Below are 26,893 nucleotides of genomic sequence, written 5' to 3'. Positions count from 1 at the left end.
GGACCATGCAAACTCGTGACGACATTTTCAACACCCTGCGCGATGCCCTGGTCGAGCTGTTCGAACTGGACCCGGCCCGCGTGAGCCTGGAATCCAACCTGTATCAGGATCTGGAAATCGACAGCATCGACGCCGTCGACCTGATCGATCACATCAAGCGCCAGACCGGCAAGAAAATCGCCGCCGAGGAATTCAAGTCGGTGCGCACCGTCAGCGACGTGGTCGAGGCGGTCTACCGTCTGGTTCAACCCGCCGCATGAGCCGACTGATCGGCCTCGGCCTGCTGCTGGCAGGCCTGCTGTATCCCTTTGCGGTGTATTTCGGCATGGAGCATTTCGCGCCATGGCAGTTCGGCCTGCTGCTGGGCGGCCTGTGGCTGGCCCGGGCGCTGACCGGCGAACGCAAGCCCGGCAGCCTGTGGATGGCCTTTGTGGCGATCGTGTTCTGCCTGCTGCTGGCAGTGTTCGACAGCCCTTTGCTGTTGCGCTGGTACCCGGTGCTGATCAGCGGCTTCATGCTGGTGCTGTTCAGCCTGAGCCTGAAATACGGCCCGCCGATGGTCGAGCGTCTGGCGCGCCTGCGTGAACCGCAACTGTCGCCCAAGGCGATTCGTTACACCCGCCAGGTCACCGTGGCCTGGAGCGTGTTTTTCTTTTGCAACGGTTTGTGCGCCGCCCTGCTGACACTGTGGGCGCCGCTGAACTGGTGGATGTTGTACACCGGCCTGATCTCCTACGGATTGATCGGCTTGATGTTTGCCATTGAATGGCTGATACGACAACGGGTAAGAGGTCGCCCATGAATTGGATAAAACTTGAGCAGCTGTTGCTCAAGGCCCTGCCGGCGCGTGCCGTAACAAGCGCACCGGCACTCGATCACGCACAACTGCGCGAACAGGCCCTGGGCCTGGCCGCCGGTCTGCAAGCCAAGGGCGTACAGCGTCTGGCCGTGCATCTTGAAGATGCCGCCGATCTGGCTATCGCCCTGCTCGGTGCCTGGCGCGCCGGGGTCAGCGTATTGCTGCCTTCGGATCTGCAAGCGCAAACCCGCCAGCGCTGGTCGAACGACGTCGATCTGTGGCTGACCGATCAGGCCGGTGACGCCCGCCTGAGCGATCTGCTGCAACCGGCCCTGCCCGCCGCCGAACTGGATCTCGACCAGTGCCGCCTGAGCCTGTGCACCTCCGGCTCCAGCGGCGAGCCCAAGCGCATCGACAAATCCCTGCGGCAACTGGCCAACGAAGTCGAAGCCCTTGAGCAACTCTGGGGCGCCGATCTCGGTGAGGCCTGCATTCTTGGCAGCGTCGCCACCCAACACATCTACGGTTTGCTGTTCCGCGTGCTGTGGCCGCTGTGCGCCGGGCGTCCGTTCCTGCGCAAGCAACTGGCCTTCCCGGAAGACCTGCAACGCGCCAGCCGCGAACACCCGACCTTTGCCTGGGTGGCGAGTCCGGCGCTGCTCAAACGTATGGGCGACAACCTCGACTGGCCGGCGCTGAGCGCCGTGCGCCGGGTGTTTTCCTCCGGTGGCGCACTGCCGGCAGACGCCGCACAAAGCCTGCATCAACGCCTGGGACAGTGGCCGACAGAAATCCTCGGCAGCTCGGAAACCGGCGGCATCGCCTGGCGCCAGGGCGAATCGTTGTGGCAGCCGTTTGCCGGTGTCGAGTTGAGCCAGGACAGCGACGGCGCCCTGCTGATCGCTTCGCCTTACCTGCCCGCCGGGCATGTCGAACACACCGCCGATGCGGCACGCATTCAGGCCGATGGCCGCTTTGAATTGCTCGGACGGCTCGACCGGATCGTCAAACTCGAAGAAAAACGTATTTCTCTGCCGATGCTAGAACAGGCGCTGGTGGCCCACGACTGGGTCGCCGAAGCGCGTCTGGGCGTGGTGCAGGAAAACCGCGCGTCCCTCGGCGCTCTGCTGGTGCTCAGCGAATCGGGCCTGTTTGCCCTGCGCGAACACGGTCGGCGCAGTCTGACCGAAACCCTGCGCCGTCATCTCGGCGACCACTGCGAAGCCCTGGCCCTGCCCCGCCGCTGGCGCCTGCTGCGACAGTTGCCGCTGAACTCGCAGGGCAAGTTGCCTCAGGCCGACGTCGAAGCCCTGCTGCTGGCGCCACGGCCAAAAGCGCCGGAGATTCTGGAGCAGGCCGAAACCGAGGGCGAATGGAACCTGCAGTTGAGCGTTCCGCCGGATCTGGCCTATTTCAGCGGCCACTTCCCCAAGGCCCCGGTGCTGCCCGGCGTGGTACAGGTCGAATGGGCACTGAATCTGGGTCGGCAACTGCTGAACCTGCCCGGCGCGTTCGCCGGCATGGAAGTGCTGAAGTTCCAGCAACTGGTGCGCCCCGGCGATGAAGTCCAGTTGCACCTGCGCTTCGATCCGGAACGCGGCAAGTTGTATTTCGCCTACCGCAACGACACCGCCACCTGCTCCAGCGGGCGGATTCTGCTGGGGGCTGGCGATGCATAATCCTTGCGCCGTGATCCCGGTCTACAACCACGAAACCGCCATCGGCACGGTGGTCGACGCCCTGCTCGCCGAGGATCTGCCGTGCATTCTGGTGGACGATGCCAGCAGCAAATCGTGCGCGGCGGTGCTGGACGTGCTGGCCGAGCGCGAGCGGGTTCATCTGGTGCGCCTCACTGCCAATCAGGGCAAGGGCGGCGCAGTGATGACCGGTCTGCGTGAAGCCGCGCGACTGGGCTTCAGCCATGCCTTGCAGGTCGATGCCGACGGTCAGCATGACCTGCAGGATGTCGCGCGGTTCATCGAAGAATCCCGCGCTCACCCCAAGTCGCTGATCTGCGGTTATCCGCTGTACGACGCCAGCGTGCCCAAGGGCCGTTTGTATGCGCGTTATCTGACCCACGTGATGGTGTGGATCAACACCTTGTCGCTGCAGATTCGCGATTCGATGTGCGGCTTCCGGGTGTATCCGCTGGAACCGACGCTGGGCGTGATCGACTCGGCGCGGATCGGCAAGCGCATGGATTTCGACTCGGACATTCTGGTGCGTCTGGCGTGGCGCAATCAGCCGATGCGCTGGTTGCAGACCAGCGTGCATTACCCGCTGGACGGCGTGTCGCACTTTCGCCTGTTCCACGACAACGTGCTGATCTCGAGCATGCACACGCGCCTGTTCTTTGGCATGTTGCTGCGCCTGCCCGTGATCCTCTGGCGACGGTGGCGCGCATGAACGTCGAGACCGACAAGAAGCACTGGGCCGACCGCGAAGAGCGCGGCAGTTTCCTGCTGATGAAATTCACCGCGTTCGCCGCCAAAGTCCTTGGCCGACGCCTGCTGAGCCCGCTGCTGTACGGCATCGTCCTGTACTTTTTCCTGTTCGGCCGCACCGCCCGGCGCAGTGCCTGGCAGTATCAGCAGCGCCTCGCCGACTGGAGCGGTCGCCACGAATTGCGCCCGACCCGGTGGCGGGTGTTCCGCCAGTTCATGGCATTCGCCGATTCGCTGCTCGACAAGCTCGACGTGTGGAACGGCAAGCTGAAGATCGAGCAGATCGAAATCATCGACCCGGCGCTGTTGCGCAATCAGTTGCGCGGCTGTCGCGGGCAACTGCTGGTCGGCGCGCATCTGGGCAACCTCGAGGTGTGCCGGGCGCTGGCGGAGCTGGGCGAAAAGGTCACCATGAACGTGCTGGTGCATACCAAGCACGCCGAGCAATTCAATCGTCTGCTGGGCGAGGCCGGCGCGACCAACCTGCGGCTGATCCAGGTCAGCGAACTGGACCCGGTGATCATGCTGCAACTGCACGAACGCCTGGAGCGCGGCGAGTGGCTGGCGATTGCCGGCGACCGCGTGCCGCTGCATGGCGGGCGCAGCGTGACCGTGGACTTTCTCGGCCACCCGGCGCCGTTCCCGCAAGGGCCGTGGCTGCTGGCCGGCCTGCTGAAATGCCCGGTCAACCTGCTGATGTGCTTGAAACAGCCCGACGGCCACTATCGACTGACCCTCGAACCCTTCGCCGACGCCGTGGTGTGGTCACGCCGCGAGCGCGAACAGGTCATTCATCAGTGGGCGACCCGCTATGCGCAACGCCTGAGTCACTATTGCCTCGAAGCACCGTGCCAATGGTTCAACTTTTACCCATTCTGGAAAACCGATGACAACGCCAACTCCTGAGCCGGTCACCTTCGGCGAACGCCCTTTGCGCATCGAAGACGTGCTGGCCCTGGCCAACCGTCAGGCGCCCGTGCAGTTGCAGAGCGACGCGCCTTATCGCGAACGCATCGCCAAGGGCGCGCGGTTTCTCGATTCGCTGCTGGACAAGGAAGGCGTGATCTACGGCGTGACCACCGGTTACGGCGATTCCTGCGTGGTCGCGGTGCCGCTGCATCACGTCGAGGCGCTGCCGCGTCATCTCTACACCTTCCATGGTTGCGGACTGGGCAAACTGCTCGACGCCCAGGCCACCCGCGCGGTGCTGGCGGCGCGTTTGCAGTCGCTGTGCCACGGCGTGTCCGGGGTGCGCATCGAGTTGCTGGAACGCCTGCATGCGTTTCTTGAACACGACATTCTGCCGCTGATCCCCGAAGAGGGTTCGGTGGGCGCCAGCGGCGATCTGACGCCGCTGTCCTACGTCGCCGCGACGCTGTCCGGCGAGCGTGAAGTGATGTTCCGTGGCGAACGCCGCCAGGCTGCCGATGTGCATCGCGAACTGGGCTGGACACCATTGGTGCTGCGTCCGAAAGAAGCGCTGGCACTGATGAACGGCACCGCCGTGATGACCGGCCTCGCCTGCCTGGCCTATGCCCGCGCCGATTACCTGCTGCAACTGGCCACCCGCATCACTGCGCTGAACGTGGTGGCGCTGCAAGGCAATCCGGAGCACTTCGACGAGCGCCTGTTCGCCGCCAAGCCGCATCCGGGGCAAATGCAGGTCGCCGCGTGGCTGCGCAAGGATCTGGCGATCGACGCGCCGACCGCGCCGCTGCACCGTTTGCAGGATCGCTACTCGCTGCGCTGCGCACCGCACGTGCTCGGCGTGCTGGCCGACAGCCTGAACTGGCTGCGCTCGTTCATCGAAACCGAACTGAACAGCGCCAACGACAACCCGATCATCGACGCCGAAGCCGAGCGCGTGCTGCACGGCGGACACTTCTACGGCGGGCATATCGCGTTCGCCATGGACAGTCTGAAAAACCTCGTGGCCAACGTCGCCGACCTGCTCGACCGACAACTCGCGCTGCTGGTGGACGAACGTTACAACCACGGCTTACCGAGCAACCTGTCCGGCGCCAGCGCCGATCGCGCGATGCTCAACCACGGCTTCAAGGCCGTGCAGATCGGCGCCAGTGCCTGGACTGCCGAAGCGTTGAAAAACACCATGCCGGCCAGCGTGTTCTCGCGTTCCACCGAGTGCCACAACCAGGACAAGGTGAGCATGGGCACCATCGCCGCCCGCGACGCCATTCGCGTGCTGGAGCTGACCGAACAGGTCGCCGCCGCCACGCTGCTCGCGGCCAATCAAGGCGTGTGGCTGCGTAGCCGCGATGAAGATGCACGACCACTGCCGCCATCGCTGGCCGCCATGCATGAACAACTGGCCCAGGACTTCCCGCCGGTGATCGAAGACCGCGCCCTGGAAGGCGAACTGCGCCTGTGCCTGCAACGCATCGCCGAGCAACACTGGAGGCTACATGCGTAGTGCCGGAGTGCTTCACGCCGATACGGAAATCCTCGTGCCGTTCTTTGACGTCGACACCATGCACGTCGTCTGGCACGGCCATTACGTGAAATACCTGGAAGTGGCGCGTTGCGCACTGCTCGACAAGATCGGCCACAACTACAACCAGATGGTCGACTCGGGCTATGCCTGGCCGGTGATCGACCTGCAACTGCGCTATGTGCGCGGCGCGGTGTTCGGTCAGCGGCTGAACGTGCGCGCCAGTCTGGTGGAGTGGGAAAACCGCCTGAAGATTAACTACCTCATCACCGACGCCGAGACCGGCGAGCGCCTGACCCGCGCCAGTTCCGTGCAGGTCGCCGTCGAAGTGAGCAGCCGCGAGATGCAACTGGCTTCGCCAAAAGTCTTCACCGATGCCGTGGAAAGGATGCTGCGATGAATGTGTGGTTGAAATCCCTTGGGGCCCTGGCGCTGCTGACGCTGTCGTCGCTGGCCAACGCCTTCGACCTGCAACAGTTGAGCGAGCAACTGGCGAAGCCGGACGTGATCCACGGCCAGTTCACCCAGGAAAAACACCTGCGCGCCCTGCCCCAGCCGCTGATCAGCAAGGGCAGCTTCGTGCTGGCGAAAAACCACGGCCTGCTGTGGCTGCTGAAAACCCCGCTGCAACAGGATTACCGGATCAGCGCCAAGGGCATCGCCCGGCGTGATGCCACCGGCTGGCAACTGCTGCCGAACAAGAGCGCCGGGGCCGAGCAGAACCGCTTGTTCCTGGCGGTGCTGCAAGGCGACAGCAGCGGTCTGCAACGGGATTTCGAACTGGCCCTGAGCGGCGATGCGCAGCAATGGCAACTGACCCTGACCCCGCGCTCGGTGCTGCTCAAGCAGGTCTTCAACCAGATCAACATCAGCGGCGGCACGTTGGTGAACACCATCGAACTGCTGGAAACCCAGGGCGACAGCACCGTGCTGCGCATGCAGGACAGCACCGCCGGCCAACCTCTGAGCGACGCGGAGCAACATGACTTTGCCGAGTGAACGCAGGCTGCCCTGGCTGTTCCTGATCCTGCTGCTGGCTGTTGTCGCACTGGGCGCCTGGCAGTGGCGCGACGGCGCGCCGCTGTCGGCCAACCTGATGGAACTGGTGCCCGGCACCCACCCGGACGCCCTCGAACTGCGCGCCGAACAACGCATGCAGGAACCGCTCAACCGCGACATGCTGGTGCTGGTCGGCCACGCCGATCGCCAGCAAGCCGTCGCCATGGCCCAGACCCTGGGCGAGCAATGGCAGGCCAGCGGGCTGTTCGAAAAGGTCCAGTGGAACCTGCAAGCCGATCTGCCGGCCCTGCGCACGCAACTGCTGCAAGGACGGCTGGCGATGCTCTCGGCGGATGACCGACAACTGCTGATCGAACATCCCGACGCCTTTATCCAGCAACGGGTACAGGCGCTGTTCGACCCGTTCACCGGATTCAGTCTGGTGCCGAGCCAGGACGACTGGCTGGGCCTGACCGGACGCATCCAGAACAGCCAGCCGCAACATGGCGCGGTGCAACTGGACATCGGCAGCGGCGCGTTGATCGCCGACGCCGATGGCAAGAGCTGGGTGCTGCTGCGCGCACGCACCACCGGCAGCGCCTTCGACATGAATCAACCGCTGCAAGTCGCCGCCCTGCTGCAACACACCCGTGAGCAAGCGGCTCGTGCCGACGTGCAACTGCTGGCCGCCAGCGGCCTGCTGTACGCCGCCAACGGTCAGCAGCAGGCGACCCGGGAAATGACCTGGGTCGGCGGCGGCGCCACCATCGGCATCCTGTTGCTGTTGCTGCTCGCCTTCCGCCGCTGGCGGGTGCTGCTGGCATTCATTCCGGTGCTGGTGGGCATGCTGTTCGGTGCAGTGGCCTGTGTGGCGCTGTTCGGGCACATGCATGTGATGACCCTGGTGCTCGGCTCCAGCCTGATCGGCGTGGCAGTGGATTACCCGCTGCACTACCTGTCCAAGAGCTGGAGTCTCAAGCCGTGGCACAGCTGGCCGGCGTTGCGCCTGACCCTGTCCGGGCTGACGTTGAGCCTGATCACCAGCGCCATCGGTTACCTGGCCCTGGCCTGGACGCCCTTCCCGGCCCTGACCCAAATCGCCGTGTTCTCCGCCGCCGGTTTGCTCGGCGCCTACCTGTCGGCGGTGTGCCTGTTGCCGGCGCTGCTGAAAAACGTCGAACTGCGCCCGGCGCAATGGCCGCTGCAACTGGCCGAGCGTCTGGTGCGACTGCGGGAAAACCTGCTCGACCACGTCAGAACGCCGGTATTGCTGGCCCTGCTGATCGCCTTCTGCGTCGGCGGCCTGCTGCAACTGGAGAGCAAGAACGACATCCGCCAGTGGGTCGGTGCGCCGCAACGTCTGACCGATGAGGCGCAGACCATTGCGCGGATTACCGGCTACCAGCCGACCAGCCAGTTCTTCCTGGTGCGCGCCGCCGATCAGCAGCAATTGCTGGAACGGCAAGCAGCCCTGAGCGAGCGCCTGGATCAACTGATCAATCTCGACAAACTGCAGGGTTATCTGGCGCTCAATCAACTGGTCAGCCCGCCGGCTCAGCAGCAACAGGTGCGGGAAGCGCTGAGCAAGTTGCCGCAATTCTGGCAGCCGTTGCTGGAGGTTGGCGTACCGCTGGCGGCGCTGCAAACCGAACTGCAACAGTTGCAGGCCCTGCCCGCCGAGGACATCGATGCGGCGCTGGCCGGCCCGCTCGGCGAGCCCTACCGAACGCTGTGGCTCGGCCCGACCGAGGATGGCGTGGCGGCGATGGTCAGCCTGCAAGGCCTGAACAATCCTTCGCTGCTGCGGGTGCAGGCGCTGGATCTGCCGGGGGTGATGCTGGTGGATCGGCTCGGCGATCTGAACAAGGTGTTCGCCCAGACCCAGATCAGCGCCGCGGAACTGAAACTCGCGTCCTGCGTGTTGATCGTGCTGGTGCTGATGCTGCCGTTCGGTCTCGGTGGCGCCCTGCGAATCGTTGCTCTACCGCTGCTCGCTGCGTTGTGCAGCCTGGCCAGCCTGGGCTGGCTCGGTCAGCCGCTGACCCTGTTCAGCCTGTTCGGCCTGTTGCTGGTGACGGCGATCAGCGTCGACTACGCGATCCTCATGCGCGAGCAGGTCGGCGGCGCGGCCGTCAGCCTGCTCGGCACCTTGCTCGCCGCCGCCACCACCTGGCTGTCGTTCGGCCTGCTGGCGGTGTCGAGTACCCCGGCGGTGAGTAACTTCGGCCTGTCGGTGAGCCTCGGCCTGGCGTTCAGCTTCATGCTCGCGCCGTGGGCCGGGCGTCAGCACCATGCGGTTGCCGTCAGAGAGCCTGCAGCATGATGGTGGTGATTTTCTGGCTGATGGCCCTGGCGCTGTTCTTCGTCGCCACCCGGGTCGGCCGGTATTTCGGGCTGATCCCGATCGTCAGTCAATTGCTGCTGGCCAGCTTCGGCCTGCCGCTGCTGATGTACTTCTGGATCGAACCGGGCTGGCAACTCAACGGCGCCGCACTGATCGCGCCGGGCTGGCTGAAAAACCTCTACAGTCTGAGCTTCGCTCTGCTGCTGGGGCACATCCTCAGCGACGTGATCGACCTGCGCCTGGACCGTCAGAGCGTGAAGATCGCCCTGCCGAGTTTCGCCGTACCGTTCGCCTGCGGCCTGGCGACGGCGTACTGGCTGCTGCCGACACAACCGTGGATCAACTCGCTGGCCATCGGTCTGGTGTTCGCCATCACCGCGATCCCGGTGTTGTACCTGTACCTGCGCCACATCGACTACCCGCCCGCCGCCACCCGGCGTCTGGTGCAGACCGCGATCCTGATCGACCTGACCTGCTGGACGCTGTTCGGCCTCGCCCAGGGCAGCCTGCACCTGAGCAGTCTGTTGCTGCCGCTGGGGCTGGCCTGCGTGCCGGTGCTGCTGCGGATGTTCGGCATCCGCCGGCCATTGACCTACAGCCTCGGTTTTTTTGCGCTGTTGGTGCTGGCCGAACACTACAAACTCAACGCGCTGATTTTTGGCATCGGCTATCTGCTGTGCATGGCCGCGCTCAAGGTGCCACTGGTATTGCCGATCCCGGCGCACTGGATGAACCGCTTGCAGACGTGGGTAGCGATTCCGCTGATCCTGACTTTCGGCATCGTCCAGATCGACGTGCACAGCGCCCTCGCCAGCCTCGGCGCCGTGCAATGGGCGGCGCTGCTGCTGTTGCCGGTCGCCAGCAAAATCCTGGGCAACTGGCTCGGTCTCGGCTGGGCCGGCGCGTCGTTCGCAGGCGCCAGCCGCTGGCGCGAAAGCGTGCTGCTGAACATTCGCGGTTTGAGCGAAATCGTTTTTCTCAACCTGCTGTTGCAACAACAGCTCATCAGTCCGGCGCTGTACTTTGCGCTGATGCTGATGGGTCTGATCGCGACGCTGTTGCCGGCCTTCATCGGCTTGCACCGGGCGTCACTGAACCCTATTGCCGTACCCAGGAGCTCGCGTGCCAATCGTTGAAATGGAATCCCGTCAGGTCGTGATCATCGGCGCCGGCCCCTCCGGCGCCATCGCCGCCGCATTGCTCAAGCGCAAGGGGCACGACGTGCTGGTGATCGAGCGTCAGCATTTCCCGAGGTTCTCCATCGGTGAAAGCCTGCTCTGCCATTGCCTGGATTTCGTCGAAGAGGCCGGCATGCTTGAGGCGGTGAATGCCGCCGGTTTCCAACGCAAGAACGGTGCGGCGTTCGCCTGGGGCGAGCGCTACAGCGCCTTCGATTTTGGCGACACCTTCACCGCCGGCAAGCCCACGACTCTGCAGGTGCAACGCGCCGACTTCGACAAGTTGCTGGCCGATCAGGCGGCATTGCAGGGCGCGGAAATCCGCTATGGCGACGCGATTGTCAGCGTCGATTTCGAACGTCCGCGACCGCAGTTGAATGTGCGCCGCGAAGACGCCAGCGAGTACCGCGTCGAAGCCGATTTTGTCCTCGATGCCAGCGGCTACGGCCGCGTGCTGTCACGCCTGCTCGACCTGGAAGCGCCGTCGAATTTCCCGGTTCGCCAGGCCGTGTTCACTCACGTCGAGGACCACATCGATCACCCCGGCTTCGACCGCGAGAAGATCCTCATCACCACCCACCCGCAGCACCGCGATATCTGGTTCTGGTCGATCCCGTTCAGCAACGGTCGCTGCTCCGTCGGCGTGGTGGCTGCCGCTGAACATTTCGCAGGTCGTGATGCCGACCTCGACGCCTGTTTGCGCGGGTTCATCGCCGAAACCCCGAGCCTGGCCAAGGTTCTGAGCAACGCCGTGTGGGACACCCCGGCGCGCACTCTCGGTGGCTATGCGGCCAACGTCAAAACCCTGCACGGCCCGGGCTTTGCGCTGCTGGGCAACGCGGCGGAATTTCTCGACCCGGTGTTCTCCTCGGGCGTGACCATTGCCATGCGTTCGGCGAGCATGGCCGCCGCTGTGCTGCATCGACAGTTGCAGGGCGAAACGGTGGACTGGCAACGGGAATTCGCCGAGCCGCTGAAACGCGGGGTCGACACGTTCCGCTGCTACGTCGAAGGCTGGTACGCCGGCACTTTCCAGGACGTGATTTTCCACGAGCAAGGCTCGCCGGAAATCCGCCGCATGATCTGCTCGATCCTCGCCGGTTACGCCTGGGACGAACGCAACCCGTTCGTCAGTGAAGCACGCCGTCGGCTGAAGACGATCTCCGAACTCTGTGCAAGGGACGACACATGAATTACTTGAGCGACAACTACGTCGAGGAAACCCGCTTCGGCTTCTGGTTCCTGCGCAGCCACACCTGGCAGCACCATGTGTTGCGCGTGGCGATCAACGATCTGCGCGGGCTGTTCAGCGAATCGTTGCCGGCCAGTCCGGTGCTGCTGGATGCCGGCTGCGGTCAGGGCAAGTCGTTCGGCCATCTGCGCCAGACCTTCGCGCCACAGCGCCTGATCGGCGTCGATGCCGACCCGCACAGCCTTGAACTGAGCGCCGCCGAGGCCGCGCGTCTGGGCTTCGACGTCGAGCTGATCGGCAGCGACTGCGCGACCCTCAATGTGCCGGACGCCAGCGTCGACCTGCTGTTCTGTCACCAGACCTTCCATCATCTGGTGGAGCAGGAAAAAGCCCTCGCCGAGTTCTATCGGGTGCTCAAGCCGGGCGGTTACCTGCTGTTCGCCGAGTCCACCGAGGCTTACATTGATACGTGGGTGATTCGCTGGCTGTTCCGGCATCCGATGCACGTGCAAAAGAGCGCGGCGCAGTACCTGGAGATGATTCGCCAGCAGGGTTTCGAGTTCGGCGAACAGAACGTTTCGTACCCGTACCTGTGGTGGAGCCGGTCGAAGGATTTCGGTCTGCTCGAACGTTTTGGTCTGCGCCAACCCAAGCCCTTTGGCCAGCGGGAAGAAACCCTGGTCAACGTGGTGGCCCGCAAACCGCTTGAAGGGATTTGCTGATGTCGCACTTTACTGGTGGGAGCGAGCCTGCTCGCGATAGCGGTGGATCAGCTGGCTTCAATGCTGGATGTTCCGACGCCATCGCGAGCAGGCTCGCTCCCACATTTTCCGCGGTGATACGACTTATTCTGCTGGCTTGCATCAGCCTGCTCGGTGCCTGCGCCAGTCAGGCGCCGCTGCCGGCCGGCAACCCGAACCTGCCGCTGCCCCTGCAATTGCATATCGAGCGGCACCTGGCCGGACAGCAGCAAGACTGGTTGCTGGTAATTCAGCGTGAAGGGCCCGGCATCCGCTGGTCGATGATGGATCCGCTGGGCATTCCCCAGGCGCGTCAGCAGTTGATCGACGGGCACTGGCAGGCCGACGGCCTGCTGCCGCCCAACCCGGAAGCCCGGGAGCTGTTCGCCGCGCTGCTGTTCGCCCTGACTCCAGCGGGCGAGCTGTCGCGCAACTACCCCGACGCGCAGCAACAGGGCGGCCAACGTTCCCTGCCAGCGCGCTGGGACATCCGCTACACCCAACCCTTGAGCTTCGAATTGAACCTGCCACAAGGCCCGCACTATCGCGTAACGCCACTCGGTGAACCGACGTCATGACCGCCTACCTCAATGCCCTTGGCGTGATCTGCGCCCTGGGGCGCGACAAGCCAGCCGTGGCACGCAACCTGTTTGCCGGCGACTGTTCGGGCATGCGCCGCGAGTCCGGCTGGGTGCCGGAGCGCGAACTGCCGGTGGCCGCCGTGCACGGCGATCTGGCGCCGATTCCCGATGCGTTGGCCGACCAGCGCAGCCGCAACAACCAACTGCTGCTGGAAGCCGCGTTGCAGATTCGCGATGACATCGAGCACGCCATCCAGACTTACGGCCGCGAGCGCATCGGCGTGGTGCTCGGCACCAGCACTTCGGGCATCGACGAAGCCAGCCGAGGCCTTGCGCACTACATTCGTGACCAACAGTTCCCGGCCGATTACGACTACCGGCAACAGGAACTCGGCGCCCCGGCGAATTTCCTCGCCGACTGGCTGCAACTGAGCGGCCCGACCTATGTGATTTCCACTGCCTGCACCTCCAGCGCACGCGCGCTGATGAGCGCCCGACGCCTGCTCGATCTGGGCCTGTGCGACGCGGTGCTGTGCGGCGGTGTCGACAGCCTGTGCAAACTGACCCTCAACGGTTTCAGTGCGCTGGAAGCGGTGTCCGACCAGCGCTGCAATCCGTTTTCCGCCAACCGCAACGGCATCAACATCGGCGAAGCGGCAGTGCTGTTCGTGATGAGCAAAGAACGCGGCGCAGGGCCGGGCATCGCCCTGCTCGGCGCCGGCGCCAGCTCCGACGCGCACCATATTTCCGCACCGGAACCGACCGGCCGTGGCGCCCTGCAATCGATGCAGAAGGCGCTCGACCAAGCCCATCTGCACGCCGGCGACATCAGTTACCTGAACCTGCACGGCACCGCGACCCAGCACAACGACGCGATGGAAAGTCTGGCCGTCGCCTCCCTGTTTCCCGAAGGCGTGCCATGTTCCTCGACCAAACCGATGACCGGCCACACCCTCGGCGCCGCCGGCGCACTGGAAGCCGCGTTCTGCTGGTTGAGCCTGACTGCCGACAACCCCGACAACGCCTTGCCGCCGCACGTCTGGGATGGCCAACCAGATCCCGACCTGCCAGCGCTGAAGTGGGTGACCGCAAGCGAACGCCTGGCGTCCATTGCACCCCGCTACCTGATGAGCAACTCGTTTGCCTTCGGTGGCAATAACGTCAGCCTGATTATCGGAGACGCCCCATGAGCCACTGGCCGCTCGCCGAACTGCTGCCCCACGCTGGCGACATGATCCTGATCGACCGGATCCTGAGCTTTGACGACGAACAGATCCACACCACCCTCACCGTCCGGCCTGGCGGCCTGTTCAGCCTGCCCGACGGCAGCCTGCCGGCGTGGGTCGGCGTCGAGCTGATGGCGCAAAGCGTCGCCGCGTTCGCCGGCTGCCATGCGCGGCAGAAAGGCAACCCGGTGGAGCTGGGCTTTCTGCTCGGCACACGCAAGTTCGAATGCAATGTCGCAGCCTTTCCGGTCGGCAGCGAACTGACCATCCATGGCTTGCGCTCGCTGGAAGACGACAACGGCATGGGCGTATTCGAATGCCATATCAACGCGCCCGGCATCGAGGCCAGCGCCCGGCTGAACGTGTTCCGCCCGCCGCAGGCGGCGGACTATCTGGAACAATCCCGCGACGAAACCAACAAGGAGTCGAACGATGACTGAATCCATCCTGGTCACCGGCTCCAGCCGTGGCATCGGCCGCGCCATCGCCCTGCGTCTGGCCAGCGCCGGCCACGATATCGTTCTGCATTGCCGCAGCGGCGTGAGCGACGCGCAAGCGGTGAAAGCCGAAGTCGAAGCGCTCGGGCGCAACGCGCGCATCCTGCAATTCGACGTGGCGGATCGCGAAACCTGCAAAGCCATCCTCGAAGCCGACGTTGAAGCCCACGGCGCCTATTACGGCGTGGTGCTCAATGCCGGCCTGACCCGCGACGGCGCGTTTCCGGCCCTGAGCGACGATGACTGGGACGTGGTGTTGCGCACCAACCTCGACGGTTTCTACAACGTCCTGCACCCGGTGATGATGCCGATGATCCGCCGCCGCGCCGCTGGTCGCATCGTGTGCATCACCTCGGTGTCGGGGCTGATCGGCAACCGTGGTCAGGTCAATTACAGCGCCTCGAAGGCCGGCGTGATCGGCGCCGCGAAAGCCTTGGCGATCGAACTGGCCAAGCGCAAGATCACGGTCAACTGCGTCGCGCCGGGCCTGATCGATACGGCGATGCTGGATGAAAACGTGCCGGTGGAAGAACTGCTGAAAATGATCCCCGCACAACGCATGGGCACGCCTGAAGAGGTGGCCGGTGCGGTGAATTTCCTGATGTCGGCGGAAGCGTCGTACATCACCCGCCAGGTGCTGGCGGTCAACGGAGGCTTGTGCTGATGAAGCGCGTCGTCGTCACCGGCATGGCCGGCATTACCTCGCTGGGCAGCGACTGGGACACCATCGCCGGCAATTTCGCCGCCAACCGCAGCGGCATTCGCCGGATGGACGAGTGGGATCGCTTCAGCGAGCTCAACACGCGCCTGGCCGGGCCCATCGATGATTTCCAGGTGCCGGCGCACTGGACACGCAAACAGCTGCGCAGCATGGGCCGTGTTTCGCGGCTGGCCGTCGGCGCGGCGGAAAAAGCGCTGGCCGACGCCGGCCTGCTCGGCGACGAATCGATCAAGGACGGGCGCATGGGCGTGGCCTGTGGTTCGTCCACCGGCAGCACCGACGAGATCAAGGCGTTCGGCAACATGCTGCTCAACTCGGTGGCCGAAGGCCTCAACGCCAACTCCTACGTGCGGATGATGCCGCACACCACGGCGGCGAACATCAGCATCTTCTTCGGCCTCACCGGCCGCTTGATCCCGACCTCCAGCGCCTGCACCAGCGGCAGCCAGGGCATCGGTTATGCCTACGAGGCGATCAAGTTCGGCCGCCTGCCGCTGATGCTCGCCGGTGGCGCCGAAGAGCTGTGCCCAACCGAAGCCATGGTGTTCGACGCGCTGTACGCCACCAGCCTGAAAAACGATGCACCGCATACCTCGCCACGCCCCTACGACAAGGGCCGCGACGGTCTGGTGATCGGTGAAGGCGGCGGCATGCTGGTGCTTGAAGAGCTGGAACATGCCCTGGCGCGCGGTGCGCACATTCACGCCGAGATCGTCGGCTTCGGCAGCAACGCCGACGGCCAGCACACCACCCGCCCCGAACAAGTCACCATGCGCCGGGCGATGGAACTGGCGCTGGAAGACGCAGGCCTTGCGCCGGACGTCATCGGCTACGTCAACGGCCACGGCACCGCCACCGAACAGGGCGATGTCGCCGAAACCCTGGCCACCAGTGCTCTGTTCGGCGAACGCATGCCGATCAGTTCGCAAAAGAGCTTCCTGGGCCACACCCTCGGTGCCTGCGGGGCGCTGGAATCGTGGTTCAGCATCGAGATGCTCAACCGCGACCTGTACGTGCACACGCTCAACCTCGACGAGGTCGATCCGCACTGCGGCAAGCTCGACTACCTGCGCGGCGAGTTCCGGCAGATGAGCCACGAATACGTGATGAACAACAACTTCGCTTTCGGCGGGGTCAACACCTCGCTGATCTTCCGCCGCTGGCCCCAACCGAATTAATCCAGGTCAAGGAGACCTTCATGCACTTCAAGAAACTCGCTGCCACCCTGCTCATCTGCGCCTTGCCGGCCGTCAGTCAGGCCCGTGACACGGCGGTCTATCTGCCGTTCGACAAGGCCGTCGCCGAAGCGACCCGCACCGGCAAGATCGATGGCAGCGTGAAGTTCTATCTGGCGGGCAACGCCCCGGCTGGCAAAGTCACCGTTGTCAGCCCCGGCGCCGTGACCAACAAAAAGACCAACGCCTTCAACAAGACCGACCAGGAAGCCTGCGAGTGGGTCGTGCAATCGGCGATCATCAGCCTGCACCAGGCCGCAAAAAATGCCGGCGCCAACGCCGTGACCAACATCGTCAGCTTCTACAAGAGCAACGAGCGCAAGGATGCGAAAACCTACGAATGCCACGCGGGCGCCATCATGGCGGGCGTAGCGTTGAAGGGCGATCTGGCGACGGTTCAGTAACGGCTAGAACGACAAAGGGCGCCTCTCGGCGCCCTTTTTTTCATCTATTGCACAAAAAACTGCACACAAGGAAAGCCCAGCGTTTCTTTTCGGAAACGTCCCACATTCAGCGCATTTTCTACTCTGTAAGGTCAGTGGTGCCGCGATCAAGCGGCACACCTCAAGGACGAAAAAATGCGTAAAAAAGCGGTTATCGTTTTCAGCGGCGGTCAGGATTCAACCACCTGCTTGATCCATGCCTTGCCGAGGTACGACGAAATTCACTGTATTACGTTTGATTATGGCCAACGCCATCGCGCAGAAATCGACGTGGCACGTCGACTAGCGAAAGAGCTGGGTGTGACTGCGCACAGCGTGCTGGACGTGAAGGTACTCAACGACTTGACCGTCAGCAGCCTGACGCGTGCCAACATCCCCGTACCGTCCGCCAATTCATCCGGCAACGATTTGCCCAACACGTTCGTACCTGGAAGAAACATTCTGTTTTTAACGCTGGCGTCGGTTTATGCGTATCAAATTCGGGCTCAGACTGTGATTACAGGTGTCTGCGAAACAGATTTTTCTGGCTACCCGGATTGTCGTGATGATTTCGTTAAAACGCTAAATGAAGCTATCAACTTAGGCATGGAATATGAACTGCAGCTTGAAACGCCATTGATGTGGCTGACCAAGGCCGAAATCTGGGCGCTGGCCAACTATCATGGCCAACTCGATTTCGTTCGCGAACACACACTGTCTTGCTATAACGGAATAAAGGCTAGTGGCTGTGAGGAATGTGATGCTTGTAGCCTTCGCTCGAAGGGGCTAGACGACTTCCTGAAAAACAAGAAAAAATTCACAAACAGTTTGAGATATCGATTGAGCTTAAGCTTAAGCTAACTCCCCAAAGAACAGGAGGAGGAGCGTAATAACGCCCCTCCCCTGATGCCTATTACGCGACCTTACTCTCCGCAACAAACCTTCTAAAAAGCGACCTTGCTCCGTACGCGGGAAAAACATTGAAAAATGCAAAAAACATCTTGATGGTGATTTGCACCATCACGATTGACAATATTTCATCACTCTCCAGCACACCATAAAAAGCTATAAAGCAAAAAAGTACACTATCGATCAATACTGCAAAAAACGTACTAAAAAAAACACGCAAAAAGAGATACCTGGAGTTTGTCAACTGCTTAATTTTGCACAAGAGGTATGAATTAATATATTCGGAAAACAGAAACGAAACCGATGAGGCCAACAACACCGAGGAAACATGCGATACCACCTCACCATAAGGTGCATCAAGTTTCCAATCCGGCACTCCCGGCATCATTTTCGCCGCGCTCAACAATAAAATAATCAGCGCATTGCTCAGGAATCCAAAAAAAATTGCCCTTCTTGCCAGCTTGAACCCATACAACTCATTCAGCATATCGACAACAAGAAAGGTCAGAGGATAGAGAAAAACTCCTGGAGTTAAAACGACGTCAAATTGCTCGATATATATCAGCTTCGTGGCACCAATATTCGAGAACACATACAACACCAAGAGCAACAGGTTTAATACAACGTAGACCATCCAGGATCGCTCATGCCGATCGGTCATATCATAGGCGGTCACGGCTGTACTCGTAGAATAATATTTCCTGTATATACTTTTGACTTCGGCTCTGCTGAGATTATCTATCAAATCACTTTTTATCAGCTCTGCCAATTTCAGCTTAATCAGCTTCCCGGTTGAGACAACCATTACTACAGCGAGCTTCTTATCCGGCTCAAACCCCAGCAGCTTATATTTGCTGCTTACAGCCTCAATATTTTCCGACATTAAACCTTTCCTCTATCAATTCCCCTATGACAAGTACATCAGCATCAAACTCCGAGTCGGCGACGATGGTGAGTTTTCTAGTACGCTTGTCATATACAAGCTTTTCACCCCTACTAATCGATACGCCTTTCCTAACTATCAGAAGGTCACCCACTTCATTGGCACCGACTATCTCACTCTCCAAAAGCACACCTATCAGATTACTCGCCGCTCCGAAGTAATAGGTCAAAGGGTGCGATATAGCCAATTCGCCAATCCTTTTCTCCAAACTCTGAAGCAACAAGCTTTCCTTGATGACCGGCACGGCGGCTGGATTCATATTCCCGTGCAAAGAAACAGTGGATTCAATTATCTCCCGCTCTTCAAAATCAACAGTTTCAATCTCTTTGTAAGACACCCCGAAAAAATCCGAGATCTTGCGGATTGTAGATTGCTGCACGTTAACTACTCTACCTTCCAGAATATTGTAGATGGTTGTCCTGGTTAACCCGCTGGAGTTACAAAGCGAAATTCTTGTCTCACCTCGGCTTTCTATCAGGTACTTAATATTCCTTTTTAGCTTTTCTGTCCTTTCTTTCTTATGCATTAAATATCTGCCAATCACTTGATAGGTTGAAACGCATCCACTACTCGTCGGAGCCATGCAGAACGCTGACATACGCGAATGAATTGTACATCCACAGCAGCATGTTTAATTCGACGTTGAATACCAAACATCATACATAGGACAAATCCCACAACATTAAGAGAGCTTACTTACAGACACCTACAAAGAATCATTTAATTACACAAACGTTCAATTATATGATTAATAGAAACGAAATTATTAGTTATAAATACATTCGTTATCCACGCACTTCGCCGAGCACCTATGAATAGCTTGAAATGGATATCGCTATTCACTAAAAATCAGAGGGAGTTCCGAAATGAAAAAAGTTGATTCCGACCACCCGCAATCCCTAGGCATACGTAATCCAGACACGCCCGACCAAACCCGAACTAATGTCCCCGTTACCTCCCGCCGCTCGCGTAAATCGGAGCCGGTCAGCCACATTTTCACGATCCTGCCGGATGTCGACACTGAGTCATTGCTTTGCCATGCATGCGAAAACCTCGCTTCGCTCAATGTCATGGCTACGAATCTCGCGGGCGAGGTGGAAGGGCCGCAGCGGAACGTAACGCTGGCTATTCAGCAGCTCACCGTACTGAGCGAGTTGCCGGTCAATCGCGTGCTGGACAATCTTGATCCGCCTTGAAAATGAGCCTGCAATTTCAGTAAACACTGATCACCGAATACTGGCGCCTTTTACCTAATGGAGTTCTTCTGTCATGGATCGATACAGACCTATCACCGGAATTGACTGCGAAATACCTTCACTGCTCATCGACACTGAAGCACCACTTGACGTACTTCACGAAATAGCCGTTTATCGCATACGCACAGCGACACAGTTTCTCGAAAACCTGGCGTTCAGTGAGGGCATTTACAGTGAGTTGGCGAAGGTATTGGTCACATCGTTGCGCGATGGCTGCGACTTGTTGGATGTGATCGGGCGCAGATTGCAGGATGAGGTTTCGGCTTAGGAGTTAATGCAATCAAACCTTCAGAAACGACGAAGGGCGCCTCGGCGCCCTTTCACAAACAGGTTGGCTTGTCATCGCCTGTCACCTGTCTGGCTCTGCGATGGCTGGATGCCCAGGATCCTCAGAGTCTCACAAAACACTTTGGGGAGAATTTTCGATTTCCAATCCGATGTTCCGATGCCAGGCGCGTACAACTGTCGCAACTGCCTGATTCAAGAATCTGAACTCCCCTTTTCCTTCCTCCAGACAAACTGCCATGTAGTACTCAATGTCTTCAACGGTTGTTAAGTAATCGGCAGAGTCCCAGTGCGAAAACTGTTCGATTTTGCTTCCTTATGTGCGGCCGAACGAAGTGAGAAAAATTAACGTTCATTGTAAAGTCCCGCCAGTCAGCGTTTTCCGAAAAACCTGTAGGCAATAACGCGAGATTTTGTAGTTCCCACTCCTTGGTGCAACACCTCTCAGAGTCAGTTTCTAAAATTCAGATGGGGATGATCGTCACGTTGCGTTAAACAAAGATCTGGCTAAGGTGAAGTACTACGTGGTCGAAGGGTGCGATTTCTCGTTTTAGAGGACCCACCCTGGCACAGGAGACAACCATGCAAGCGAAAGCCCTGATCACCGCCACCCTTTTCAGCCTGCTCCCCAGCGCCAGCCACGCCACCAATCTGATGTACATGCCGTTCGAAACAGTTGTGTCGGATGCGATGCGCGCCGGGCGGCTGGATGGCAGTGTGAAGTTTTATCTGGTCGGCAACGGACCTCAGGGCACTCAGCGGTTGTTGCGGCGCGGGGTGGTCAGCGATCTGAAGACCAACGGCTTCAACAAGAGCGATCACGACTCCTGCGAGTGGGTGTTGCAGTCGAATCTGATTGCGCTGCAGGCCGAGGCCAAGCGTGTCGGGGCGAATGCGGTGACCAACATCGTCAGCTACTACGACCAGCATGTGCGCAAGGATCTGAACACTTACGAATGTCGGGCCGGCATCTTTGTCACGCGGGTGGCGTTGAAGGGTGATCTGGTGCGGCTGCCTTGATCAACCGGCTTCGACCTTGCGCGTGAGCAGTTCGACAAACGCCTTGGCCATCGGCGATTTCTGGTCCTTGCGCTGCACCAGCCACACCGCCGTCACGGCCTCGGGATCGAGCAGCGGTCGATAGACCACGCCGTCGATGCGCATCCGCTGATACGACGCCGGCATCACTGACACGCCCAGACCGGCTGCCACCAGCCCGATGATGGTCATGGCTTCGCCGGCCTCCTGGGCGAAGTGCGGACTGAACCCCGCATCGCGGGCCAGGCTGATCAGTTGCGAATACAGTCCGCTGCCGTAACTGCGCGGGAAGAACACGAACGGCTCAAGGGCCAGCGCCGAGAGGAACAGCCCCTCTTCAGAGCCCTGCGCCAGCGGATGTTTGGAGCTGAGCACGGCCACCAATGGCTCGCGCATGAGTTCGACCACGCTCAGCGAATCCGGCAGGCCCAGCGGTCGCATGATGCCGACCTCGATCGATTCGTCCACCAACGCGTCGGCCACCATGGTGCTGCTCATCTCCCGCAGGTTCAGATGCACCGCCGGGAAGCGTTGGCGGAAGGAAAAAATCGCTTGGGGAATGGTCGAGTTGAACGGCGCCGATGAGGTGAAGCCAATCTTCAGCTCCCCCAGTTCTCCAAGCTGCGCGCGGCGGGCCACGTCCGCCGCTTTATCGACCTGAGCCAGCACCAGCCGCGCTTCCTCCAGAAACAACCGCCCGGCCTCGCTGAGCTCGACCCGACGATTGGTACGCTCGAACAGTCGCGCGCCGACTTCCTGTTCCAGCGCCTGAATCTGCTGGCTCAGCGGTGGCTGGGAGATCCCCAGCACCTGTGCGGCGCGACCGAAGTGCAGTTCTTCGGCGACGGCGATGAAGTAGCGCAGATGACGCAATTCCATGAACACCCCATTAGGTCGTTAAAGCTATCAAACAGGTCGAACAATATATTGGATAGAAACATTAGCCAGCTATATGATTTTTTCATTGCCTGCCTGCCCGCGCCCTCCGAGGTCTGATGTGAAAACCGCCGTCGCTCCACTGGCCCATGAAGTTCCGCCCGCTGCGGCGGACGATGTACTGACCGAACTGCAAGAGATCTACATCGAGAAAGGTACGCCCGCGTTCATGCGCACGGTACTCGCGCTGTTCAGCGGCGGCTTCGCCACCTTCGCCCTGCTGTACTGCGTGCAGCCGATGATGCCGCTGCTGTCCCACGAATATTCGATCAACGCCGCGCAGAGCAGCCTGATCCTGTCGGTGGCCACCGGCATGCTGGCGTTCGGTCTGCTGATCACCGGCCCGATTTCCGATCGGGTCGGGCGCAAACCGGTGATGGTCGCCGCGCTGTTTGCCGCGGCGCTGTGCACCATCGCCAGTTCGATGATGCCGAGCTGGCATGGCGTGCTGATCATGCGTGCGCTGATCGGGCTGTCATTGAGTGGCCTGGCGGCGGTGGCCATGACTTACCTGAGCGAGGAAATCCATCCGCAGCACATCGGTCTGGCGATGGGTCTGTACATCGGCGGCAACGCGATTGGCGGTATGAGCGGGCGGTTGATCACCGGGGTGCTGATCGACTTCGTCAGCTGGCACACGGCAATGATGGTGATCGGCGGCCTGGCGTTGATCGCCGCAGCAGTGTTCTGGAAGATCCTGCCGGAGTCGCGCAACTTCCGCTCCCGCTCGCTGCATCCGCGTAGCCTGCTCGACGGCTTCACCATGCACTTTCGCGATGCCGGCCTGCCGCTGCTGTTCCTAGAGGCGTTCGTGCTGATGGGCGCGTTCGTCACCCTGTTCAACTACATCGGTTACCGCCTGCTGGCCGAGCCGTATCACATGGATCAAGTGTTCGTGGGGCTGTTGTCGGTGGTGTATCTGTCGGGCATCTACAGCTCGGCAAAAATCGGTTCGCTGGCCGACAAACTGGGCCGCCGCAAAGTGCTGTGGGCGACCATCGCCCTGATGTTCGCCGGCCTCGCCCTGACGATGTTCACACCGCTGCCGCTGGTGATCATCGGCATGCTGATCTTCACCTTCGGCTTCTTCGGCGCCCACTCGGTCGCCAGCAGCTGGATCGGCCGCCGGGCGCTCAAGGCCAAGGGCCAGGCGTCGTCGTTGTACCTGTTCAGCTATTACGCCGGGTCGAGCATCGCCGGGACAGCGGGCGGGGTGTTCTGGCACATGGCCGGGTGGAACGGGATTGGGCTGTTTATCGGCGCGCTGTTGCTGGTGGCACTGTTGGTGGCGTTGAAGCTGGCGAAGTTGCCGCCGCTGGGGGGTGGCGAAAAGGTTTAGCCACAACTGCGCCCTAGCGGTAATCACGGGCCAAGGTACACTGACGGCATTCACCTGCTTTGGTAAAGGAAGCCAGAATGCGCCTGGACCGTCTCCACATTCAGAATTTTCGTTGCTACGAAGATGCCACGTTCGACTTTCAGCCGGGATTCAATCTGGTGGTGGGAGTTAATGGGAGCGGGAAGACGTCGTTGTTGCAGGCGGTTGCCGTTTCGTTCATCGAACTTGGCAATGCTATGAAGCCAAGTCAGACCTCTATAAAAAATGAAGACATTCGTTTTGTCATAGATCGTTTTGAAAACAGAAGCCGCTTCGAGCGCAAGTTCCCATTACTGGTACATGGCATAGGCAGCTTCTTCGGAGCTACAGACTGGGTTCTGAAACGAGATGCAGAAGACTTGCCCCATCTTGTAGATTCAGTATTCGACGCAGAGATAGAAAAACTACAACAGAAAATAAATTTGGCCATTCAGGTCGATTTGCCTGTGCTTGCTTTCTACCGATCCAATCGCCGCTGGCAGGGGGTGGGAGTATCTGCTGAGTTCGCCGCAAAACAGCGCGTCTCGCGCTTCGATGCCTACGTTAACTGGTTCGATGCGGTTGCGGATCTCAGAGATTTTGAAAGCTGGTTAATCGGCAGAACGCTGGAGCGGATGCAGAACCTTCTTGACTCCAATACTCAGTCACTTGAGTTCGACGACGAACTTTACTGGGTAAACACTGCGATTGAGCGCGCTATACCCCACGCACAAAATTTGCGCTACGACCTCAGGCTGCAAAGCTTGTTAATCGACTTGGATGGAAAAACCATTCCTTTCAATGAGCTTAGCGACGGTCAACGCGGGATGATTGCGTTGTTCGCAGATATCGCCCGCCGCATGTGCATCCTCAACCCCCAAATGGGCAAAGACGTTTTGAAGAACACCTCCGGGGTGGTCATCATCGACGAACTGGACATCCACCTTCACCCGGCCTGGCAACGCAGCATCGTGCCATCGCTGAGACAGGCATTCCCCAAAGTCCAGTTCATCGCTGCAAGCCACTCCCCGCAAATCATCGGCAGCCTGAAACCTGAGGAAGTGATCGTGTTGCAGAACGGAGATCCGACTCATCCGCGGGTCACCTACGGTCTGGATTCCAGCAGCGTGCTTGAAGAGGTAATGGGCGTTACGCAGCGCGAACCAGAAATCGAAGATCTGCTGTCCGAACTTTTTTCCACGTTGGAAGACAACGACCTCGAAAAGGCAAAGTCACAACTTGAGGCGCTGAAAAAGAAAGCCCCCGACCTACCGGAATTTGCCGGCGCCGAAGCACTGATCAGGCGCAAGGAGATTCTCGGCAAATGAAGCGAGTGCTCAAAGGAACTGAACCAGCTTCATTTACAGATTGGAAAAACTCGGCGAACGACGAGTGGAGTCCAACTTACCCAACGCTACAAAACCCGCAAAAGCGGGATTTGCATAATGCTCTGCTTAAGGAGCAAGGCTTCTTCTGCTGTTATTGCGGCCGGGAAATAGATGCCTCGACCAGCCATATCGAGCACTTCAGACCACAAGAGCATTTTGAAGAGCTAGCGTTGGATTTTCACAACCTTCATGCCTCCTGCCTGCGAGAAACCAAACCCGGCAACCCGTTGCACTGCGGCCATAAGAAAGGCAACTGGTTCGACGAAAACCAACACATTTCTCCCACCGACGAGAATTGTGAACAGCGTTTCCGATATCTGCGAACCGGCGAAATCCAACCGAAAAACGCTGAAGACCCTCCTGCTGCCAAGATGATTGAAGTGCTGGCGTTAGACATCGCCTATCTCAAAAATCGACGTCAGGACACAATCCGCCGCCTCTTCGATGATGAGTTCGTCATGCACGTCAGCGAGGAAGAGCTTGAGCGGTTGGTGACGGCGATCAGAAATACCGCGATTCCCAATCAAAAACCCTTCGACCACATCATCGCCCGCTACGCCGAACAACTCCTCGGTCGCTAAACCCATCGCAAACAAAAACGCCCGGCATAAGCCGGGCGTTTTTGTTTTCTACTATTAGAGCTGAGCGCCGATTACTCGTGATACTGCGCCGACAACTCGTGCACCGCACGCAGGAACGCGCCAGCGTGCTCCGGATCGACTTCCGGGGTGATGCCGTGGCCGAGGTTGAACACGTGGCCGCTGCCTTTGCCGTAACTGGCGAGGATGCGCCCGACTTCGGTGCGGATCGCTTCCGGCTTGGCGTACAGCACGGTCGGGTCCATGTTGCCTTGCAGCGCGACCTTGTCGCCCACGCGGGCGCGGGCGTTGCCGATGTCGCAGGTCCAGTCCAGGCCCAGCGCATCAGCACCGGCCTCGGCGATGCTTTCCAGCCACAGGCCGCCGTTCTTGGTGAACAGGATCACCGGCACTTTGCGACCGTCGTGCTCGCGGATCAGGCCGCTGACGATTTTCTTCATGTAGGCCAGGGAGAATTCCTGATACGCCGCCGCCGACAGGTTGCCGCCCCAGGTATCGAAGATCTGCACCGCTTGCGCGCCGGCCTGGATCTGGCCGTTCAGGTACGAGGTCACCGACTGCGCCAGCTTGTCCAGCAGCAGGTGCATGGCTTGCGGGTTGTCGTAGAGCATCGCCTTGGTCTTGCGGAAGTCTTTCGACGAGCCGCCTTCGACCATGTACGTGGCGAGGGTCCACGGGCTGCCGGAGAAACCGATCAGCGGCACGCGGCCGTTCAGTTCGCGGCGGATGGTGCTGACCGCGTCCATCACGTAACCGAGGTCTTTGTGCGGATCGGGGATCGGCAGGGCTTCGATGTCGGCCAGGGTGCTGACGACTTTCTTGAAGCGCGGGCCTTCACCGGTCTCGAAGTACAGGCCCTGGCCCATGGCATCGGGAATGGTGAGGATGTCGGAGAACAGGATCGCCGCGTCCAGTTGCGGATAGCGGTCCAGCGGTTGCAGCGTGACTTCGCAGGCGAATTCCGGATTCATGCACAGGCTCATGAAATCACCGGCCTGGGCTCGACTGGCGCGGTATTCCGGCAGGTAGCGGCCGGCCTGGCGCATCATCCACACAGGGGTGACGTCTACGGGTTGCTTGAGCAGGGCGCGGAGGAAACGGTCGTTCTTCAGGGCAGTCATGTCGGCATCCGGAAAAAAAGTGCGGGCATTTTCTCAGAGCGCGACGCAAAAGGCACGGATGCAGGTCAGCCTTTTGTCTATCGGGTCAATTTGTCGCAATGATTTGGCGGATTTCAGCAACACCCGGAAACCAATGTGGGAGCGGTCTTGCTCGCGAAAGCGGTGTGTCAGTCAATACATCAGGTAACTGATACAAAGCATTCGCGAGCAAGTCGAATCGTCGCACCGCCGCTC

29 protein-coding genes are annotated in these 26,893 nt (G+C 60.4%); 25 read left to right on the top strand and 4 right to left on the bottom strand.

Going from position 1 to position 26,893, the window contains the following annotated elements:
• The first annotated feature begins 5 nt into the window (after positions 1-5).
• The 19 genes from ACTJK9_RS09545 (at position 6) to queC (ending at position 17,688) form a co-directional block, all read left to right on the top strand.
• Positions 6-260, top strand: coding sequence for an acyl carrier protein (locus ACTJK9_RS09545; protein ID WP_007947135.1), 255 nt, complete (start codon positions 6-8; stop codon positions 258-260).
• Positions 257-802: a hypothetical protein gene (locus ACTJK9_RS09540; RefSeq protein ID WP_440813518.1), complete on the top strand. Its 546-nt coding sequence runs from the start codon at positions 257-259 to the stop codon at positions 800-802. The genes ACTJK9_RS09545 and ACTJK9_RS09540 overlap by 4 nt, the downstream gene beginning before the upstream one ends.
• Positions 799-2,478 carry an AMP-binding protein gene (locus tag ACTJK9_RS09535; protein WP_440813515.1) on the top strand — a complete coding sequence of 560 codons (1,680 nt, stop codon included), beginning with the start codon at positions 799-801 and terminating at the stop codon, positions 2,476-2,478. Before ACTJK9_RS09540 ends, ACTJK9_RS09535 begins: the two co-directional genes overlap by 4 nt.
• On the top strand, positions 2,471-3,205 hold the full coding sequence (locus ACTJK9_RS09530) for a glycosyltransferase family 2 protein (protein WP_440813511.1): 735 nt from the start codon (positions 2,471-2,473) through the stop codon (positions 3,203-3,205). Before ACTJK9_RS09535 ends, ACTJK9_RS09530 begins: the two co-directional genes overlap by 8 nt.
• A complete protein-coding gene (locus tag ACTJK9_RS09525; protein WP_440813508.1) occupies positions 3,202-4,149 on the top strand; it encodes an LpxL/LpxP family acyltransferase in 948 nt (315 codons plus the stop codon). The genes ACTJK9_RS09530 and ACTJK9_RS09525 overlap by 4 nt, the downstream gene beginning before the upstream one ends.
• Positions 4,130-5,674, top strand: a complete 1,545-nt coding sequence (locus tag ACTJK9_RS09520) for an HAL/PAL/TAL family ammonia-lyase (protein WP_236188647.1) — start codon at positions 4,130-4,132, stop codon at positions 5,672-5,674. Before ACTJK9_RS09525 ends, ACTJK9_RS09520 begins: the two co-directional genes overlap by 20 nt.
• The gene (locus ACTJK9_RS09515; protein WP_064592936.1) at positions 5,667-6,092 is read left to right on the top strand and encodes an acyl-CoA thioesterase; all 426 of its coding nucleotides are present in this window, start codon (positions 5,667-5,669) and stop codon (positions 6,090-6,092) included. The genes ACTJK9_RS09520 and ACTJK9_RS09515 overlap by 8 nt, the downstream gene beginning before the upstream one ends.
• Positions 6,089-6,691 (top strand): outer membrane lipoprotein carrier protein LolA, encoded by a 603-nt coding sequence (locus tag ACTJK9_RS09510; RefSeq protein WP_064592934.1) that lies wholly within the window; start codon positions 6,089-6,091, stop codon positions 6,689-6,691. Before ACTJK9_RS09515 ends, ACTJK9_RS09510 begins: the two co-directional genes overlap by 4 nt.
• On the top strand, positions 6,675-9,014 hold the full coding sequence (locus tag ACTJK9_RS09505; RefSeq protein WP_440813504.1) for an MMPL family transporter: 2,340 nt from the start codon (positions 6,675-6,677) through the stop codon (positions 9,012-9,014). The genes ACTJK9_RS09510 and ACTJK9_RS09505 overlap by 17 nt, the downstream gene beginning before the upstream one ends.
• Complete coding sequence (locus tag ACTJK9_RS09500; protein WP_440813501.1) at positions 9,011-10,171, top strand: sodium:proton antiporter; 1,161 nt, start codon at positions 9,011-9,013, stop codon at positions 10,169-10,171. The genes ACTJK9_RS09505 and ACTJK9_RS09500 overlap by 4 nt, the downstream gene beginning before the upstream one ends.
• On the top strand, positions 10,158-11,405 hold the full coding sequence (locus ACTJK9_RS09495) for an NAD(P)/FAD-dependent oxidoreductase (RefSeq protein ID WP_440813498.1): 1,248 nt from the start codon (positions 10,158-10,160) through the stop codon (positions 11,403-11,405). Before ACTJK9_RS09500 ends, ACTJK9_RS09495 begins: the two co-directional genes overlap by 14 nt.
• Positions 11,402-12,127, top strand: a complete 726-nt coding sequence (locus tag ACTJK9_RS09490; RefSeq protein WP_440813495.1) for a class I SAM-dependent methyltransferase — start codon at positions 11,402-11,404, stop codon at positions 12,125-12,127. Before ACTJK9_RS09495 ends, ACTJK9_RS09490 begins: the two co-directional genes overlap by 4 nt.
• A 113-nt stretch (positions 12,128-12,240) precedes the next feature.
• Positions 12,241-12,723: a hypothetical protein gene (locus ACTJK9_RS09485; RefSeq protein ID WP_085611123.1), complete on the top strand. Its 483-nt coding sequence runs from the start codon at positions 12,241-12,243 to the stop codon at positions 12,721-12,723.
• Complete coding sequence (locus tag ACTJK9_RS09480) at positions 12,720-13,916, top strand: beta-ketoacyl-[acyl-carrier-protein] synthase family protein (RefSeq protein WP_440813491.1); 1,197 nt, start codon at positions 12,720-12,722, stop codon at positions 13,914-13,916. Before ACTJK9_RS09485 ends, ACTJK9_RS09480 begins: the two co-directional genes overlap by 4 nt.
• Positions 13,913-14,392 carry a hotdog family protein gene (locus ACTJK9_RS09475; RefSeq protein ID WP_085611125.1) on the top strand — a complete coding sequence of 160 codons (480 nt, stop codon included), beginning with the start codon at positions 13,913-13,915 and terminating at the stop codon, positions 14,390-14,392. Before ACTJK9_RS09480 ends, ACTJK9_RS09475 begins: the two co-directional genes overlap by 4 nt.
• Positions 14,385-15,113 carry a 3-ketoacyl-ACP reductase FabG2 gene (locus ACTJK9_RS09470; protein WP_085611126.1) on the top strand — a complete coding sequence of 243 codons (729 nt, stop codon included), beginning with the start codon at positions 14,385-14,387 and terminating at the stop codon, positions 15,111-15,113. The genes ACTJK9_RS09475 and ACTJK9_RS09470 overlap by 8 nt, the downstream gene beginning before the upstream one ends.
• Positions 15,113-16,348, top strand: a complete 1,236-nt coding sequence (locus ACTJK9_RS09465) for a beta-ketoacyl-ACP synthase (protein WP_085611127.1) — start codon at positions 15,113-15,115, stop codon at positions 16,346-16,348. Before ACTJK9_RS09470 ends, ACTJK9_RS09465 begins: the two co-directional genes overlap by 1 nt.
• Before the next feature lie 20 nt (positions 16,349-16,368).
• On the top strand, positions 16,369-16,809 hold the full coding sequence (locus ACTJK9_RS09460) for an excinuclease (protein WP_085648021.1): 441 nt from the start codon (positions 16,369-16,371) through the stop codon (positions 16,807-16,809).
• A 174-nt stretch (positions 16,810-16,983) separates the two neighbouring features.
• Complete coding sequence (gene queC, locus ACTJK9_RS09455; RefSeq protein WP_221398536.1) at positions 16,984-17,688, top strand: 7-cyano-7-deazaguanine synthase QueC; 705 nt, start codon at positions 16,984-16,986, stop codon at positions 17,686-17,688.
• Positions 17,689-17,740: 52 nt separating this feature from the next.
• Here queC and ACTJK9_RS09450 read toward each other — a convergent pair whose 3' ends face one another.
• Positions 17,741-18,619, bottom strand: a complete 879-nt coding sequence (locus tag ACTJK9_RS09450) for a queuosine precursor transporter (RefSeq protein WP_221398535.1) — start codon at positions 18,617-18,619, stop codon at positions 17,741-17,743.
• On the bottom strand, positions 18,603-19,205 hold the full coding sequence (locus tag ACTJK9_RS09445) for a helix-turn-helix domain-containing protein (protein ID WP_221398534.1): 603 nt from the start codon (positions 19,203-19,205) through the stop codon (positions 18,603-18,605). The genes ACTJK9_RS09450 and ACTJK9_RS09445 overlap by 17 nt, the downstream gene beginning before the upstream one ends.
• A gap of 340 nt (positions 19,206-19,545) precedes the next feature.
• Between ACTJK9_RS09445 and ACTJK9_RS09440 the strand changes: the two genes are divergently transcribed.
• From ACTJK9_RS09440 to ACTJK9_RS09430, 3 genes are all read left to right on the top strand, one after another.
• Positions 19,546-19,875, top strand: a complete 330-nt coding sequence (locus ACTJK9_RS09440) for a DUF6124 family protein (protein WP_221398533.1) — start codon at positions 19,546-19,548, stop codon at positions 19,873-19,875.
• A gap of 73 nt (positions 19,876-19,948) precedes the next feature.
• Positions 19,949-20,203, top strand: a complete 255-nt coding sequence (locus ACTJK9_RS09435; RefSeq protein WP_108559205.1) for a hypothetical protein — start codon at positions 19,949-19,951, stop codon at positions 20,201-20,203.
• A 599-nt stretch (positions 20,204-20,802) separates the two neighbouring features.
• Positions 20,803-21,240: an excinuclease gene (locus ACTJK9_RS09430; RefSeq protein WP_440813484.1), complete on the top strand. Its 438-nt coding sequence runs from the start codon at positions 20,803-20,805 to the stop codon at positions 21,238-21,240.
• On the opposite strand, the gene ACTJK9_RS09425 is transcribed toward ACTJK9_RS09430, so the two are convergent.
• The gene (locus tag ACTJK9_RS09425) at positions 21,241-22,137 is read right to left on the bottom strand and encodes a LysR family transcriptional regulator (RefSeq protein ID WP_039766450.1); all 897 of its coding nucleotides are present in this window, start codon (positions 22,135-22,137) and stop codon (positions 21,241-21,243) included.
• 118 nt (positions 22,138-22,255) lie between these two features.
• Between ACTJK9_RS09425 and ACTJK9_RS09420 the strand changes: the two genes are divergently transcribed.
• From ACTJK9_RS09420 to ACTJK9_RS09410, 3 genes are all read left to right on the top strand, one after another.
• Complete coding sequence (locus ACTJK9_RS09420; protein WP_085611129.1) at positions 22,256-23,533, top strand: MFS transporter; 1,278 nt, start codon at positions 22,256-22,258, stop codon at positions 23,531-23,533.
• Between the two features lie 77 nt (positions 23,534-23,610).
• Complete coding sequence (locus ACTJK9_RS09415) at positions 23,611-24,879, top strand: AAA family ATPase (RefSeq protein WP_085611130.1); 1,269 nt, start codon at positions 23,611-23,613, stop codon at positions 24,877-24,879.
• Entirely contained in the window at positions 24,876-25,520 is a 645-nt protein-coding gene (locus ACTJK9_RS09410) for a retron system putative HNH endonuclease (protein ID WP_085611131.1), read from the top strand. The genes ACTJK9_RS09415 and ACTJK9_RS09410 overlap by 4 nt, the downstream gene beginning before the upstream one ends.
• A gap of 71 nt (positions 25,521-25,591) precedes the next feature.
• Here the strand turns inward: ACTJK9_RS09410 and hemE are convergent, their stop codons facing one another.
• Positions 25,592-26,659 (bottom strand): uroporphyrinogen decarboxylase, encoded by a 1,068-nt coding sequence (gene hemE, locus ACTJK9_RS09405; RefSeq protein ID WP_007968321.1) that lies wholly within the window; start codon positions 26,657-26,659, stop codon positions 25,592-25,594.
• Positions 26,660-26,893 lie beyond the last annotated feature (234 nt).

Source organism: Pseudomonas sp. 22082 (assembly GCF_052046055.1).
Lineage (GTDB): Bacteria > Pseudomonadota > Gammaproteobacteria > Pseudomonadales > Pseudomonadaceae > Aquipseudomonas > Aquipseudomonas pharyngis.
This window is presented reverse-complemented; position numbering and strand designations above follow the sequence as displayed.

Bases quoted from the DNA above. Each gene is read 5' to 3' on its own strand.
- ACTJK9_RS09505 (WP_440813504.1), top strand. From the start codon at position 6,675: ATGACTTTGCCGAGTGAACGCAGGCTGCCCTGGCTGTTCCTGATCCTG.
- ACTJK9_RS09425 (WP_039766450.1), bottom strand. From the start codon at position 22,137: ATGGAATTGCGTCATCTGCGCTACTTCATCGCCGTCGCCGAAGAACTG.
- ACTJK9_RS09450 (WP_221398535.1), bottom strand. From the start codon at position 18,619: ATGTCGGAAAATATTGAGGCTGTAAGCAGCAAATATAAGCTGCTGGGG.
- ACTJK9_RS09445 (WP_221398534.1), bottom strand. From the start codon at position 19,205: ATGCATAAGAAAGAAAGGACAGAAAAGCTAAAAAGGAATATTAAGTAC.
- ACTJK9_RS09475 (WP_085611125.1), top strand. From the start codon at position 13,913: ATGAGCCACTGGCCGCTCGCCGAACTGCTGCCCCACGCTGGCGACATG.
- ACTJK9_RS09460 (WP_085648021.1), top strand. From the start codon at position 16,369: ATGCACTTCAAGAAACTCGCTGCCACCCTGCTCATCTGCGCCTTGCCG.
- ACTJK9_RS09525 (WP_440813508.1), top strand. From the start codon at position 3,202: ATGAACGTCGAGACCGACAAGAAGCACTGGGCCGACCGCGAAGAGCGC.
- hemE (WP_007968321.1), bottom strand. From the start codon at position 26,659: ATGACTGCCCTGAAGAACGACCGTTTCCTCCGCGCCCTGCTCAAGCAA.
- ACTJK9_RS09540 (WP_440813518.1), top strand. From the start codon at position 257: ATGAGCCGACTGATCGGCCTCGGCCTGCTGCTGGCAGGCCTGCTGTAT.
- ACTJK9_RS09515 (WP_064592936.1), top strand. From the start codon at position 5,667: ATGCGTAGTGCCGGAGTGCTTCACGCCGATACGGAAATCCTCGTGCCG.
- ACTJK9_RS09530 (WP_440813511.1), top strand. From the start codon at position 2,471: ATGCATAATCCTTGCGCCGTGATCCCGGTCTACAACCACGAAACCGCC.
- ACTJK9_RS09545 (WP_007947135.1), top strand. From the start codon at position 6: ATGCAAACTCGTGACGACATTTTCAACACCCTGCGCGATGCCCTGGTC.
- ACTJK9_RS09415 (WP_085611130.1), top strand. From the start codon at position 23,611: ATGCGCCTGGACCGTCTCCACATTCAGAATTTTCGTTGCTACGAAGAT.
- ACTJK9_RS09480 (WP_440813491.1), top strand. From the start codon at position 12,720: ATGACCGCCTACCTCAATGCCCTTGGCGTGATCTGCGCCCTGGGGCGC.
- ACTJK9_RS09440 (WP_221398533.1), top strand. From the start codon at position 19,546: ATGAAAAAAGTTGATTCCGACCACCCGCAATCCCTAGGCATACGTAAT.
- ACTJK9_RS09430 (WP_440813484.1), top strand. From the start codon at position 20,803: ATGCAAGCGAAAGCCCTGATCACCGCCACCCTTTTCAGCCTGCTCCCC.
- ACTJK9_RS09465 (WP_085611127.1), top strand. From the start codon at position 15,113: ATGAAGCGCGTCGTCGTCACCGGCATGGCCGGCATTACCTCGCTGGGC.
- ACTJK9_RS09535 (WP_440813515.1), top strand. From the start codon at position 799: ATGAATTGGATAAAACTTGAGCAGCTGTTGCTCAAGGCCCTGCCGGCG.
- ACTJK9_RS09510 (WP_064592934.1), top strand. From the start codon at position 6,089: ATGAATGTGTGGTTGAAATCCCTTGGGGCCCTGGCGCTGCTGACGCTG.
- ACTJK9_RS09410 (WP_085611131.1), top strand. From the start codon at position 24,876: ATGAAGCGAGTGCTCAAAGGAACTGAACCAGCTTCATTTACAGATTGG.
- queC (WP_221398536.1), top strand. From the start codon at position 16,984: ATGCGTAAAAAAGCGGTTATCGTTTTCAGCGGCGGTCAGGATTCAACC.
- ACTJK9_RS09520 (WP_236188647.1), top strand. From the start codon at position 4,130: ATGACAACGCCAACTCCTGAGCCGGTCACCTTCGGCGAACGCCCTTTG.
- ACTJK9_RS09470 (WP_085611126.1), top strand. From the start codon at position 14,385: ATGACTGAATCCATCCTGGTCACCGGCTCCAGCCGTGGCATCGGCCGC.
- ACTJK9_RS09500 (WP_440813501.1), top strand. From the start codon at position 9,011: ATGATGGTGGTGATTTTCTGGCTGATGGCCCTGGCGCTGTTCTTCGTC.
- ACTJK9_RS09435 (WP_108559205.1), top strand. From the start codon at position 19,949: ATGGATCGATACAGACCTATCACCGGAATTGACTGCGAAATACCTTCA.
- ACTJK9_RS09490 (WP_440813495.1), top strand. From the start codon at position 11,402: ATGAATTACTTGAGCGACAACTACGTCGAGGAAACCCGCTTCGGCTTC.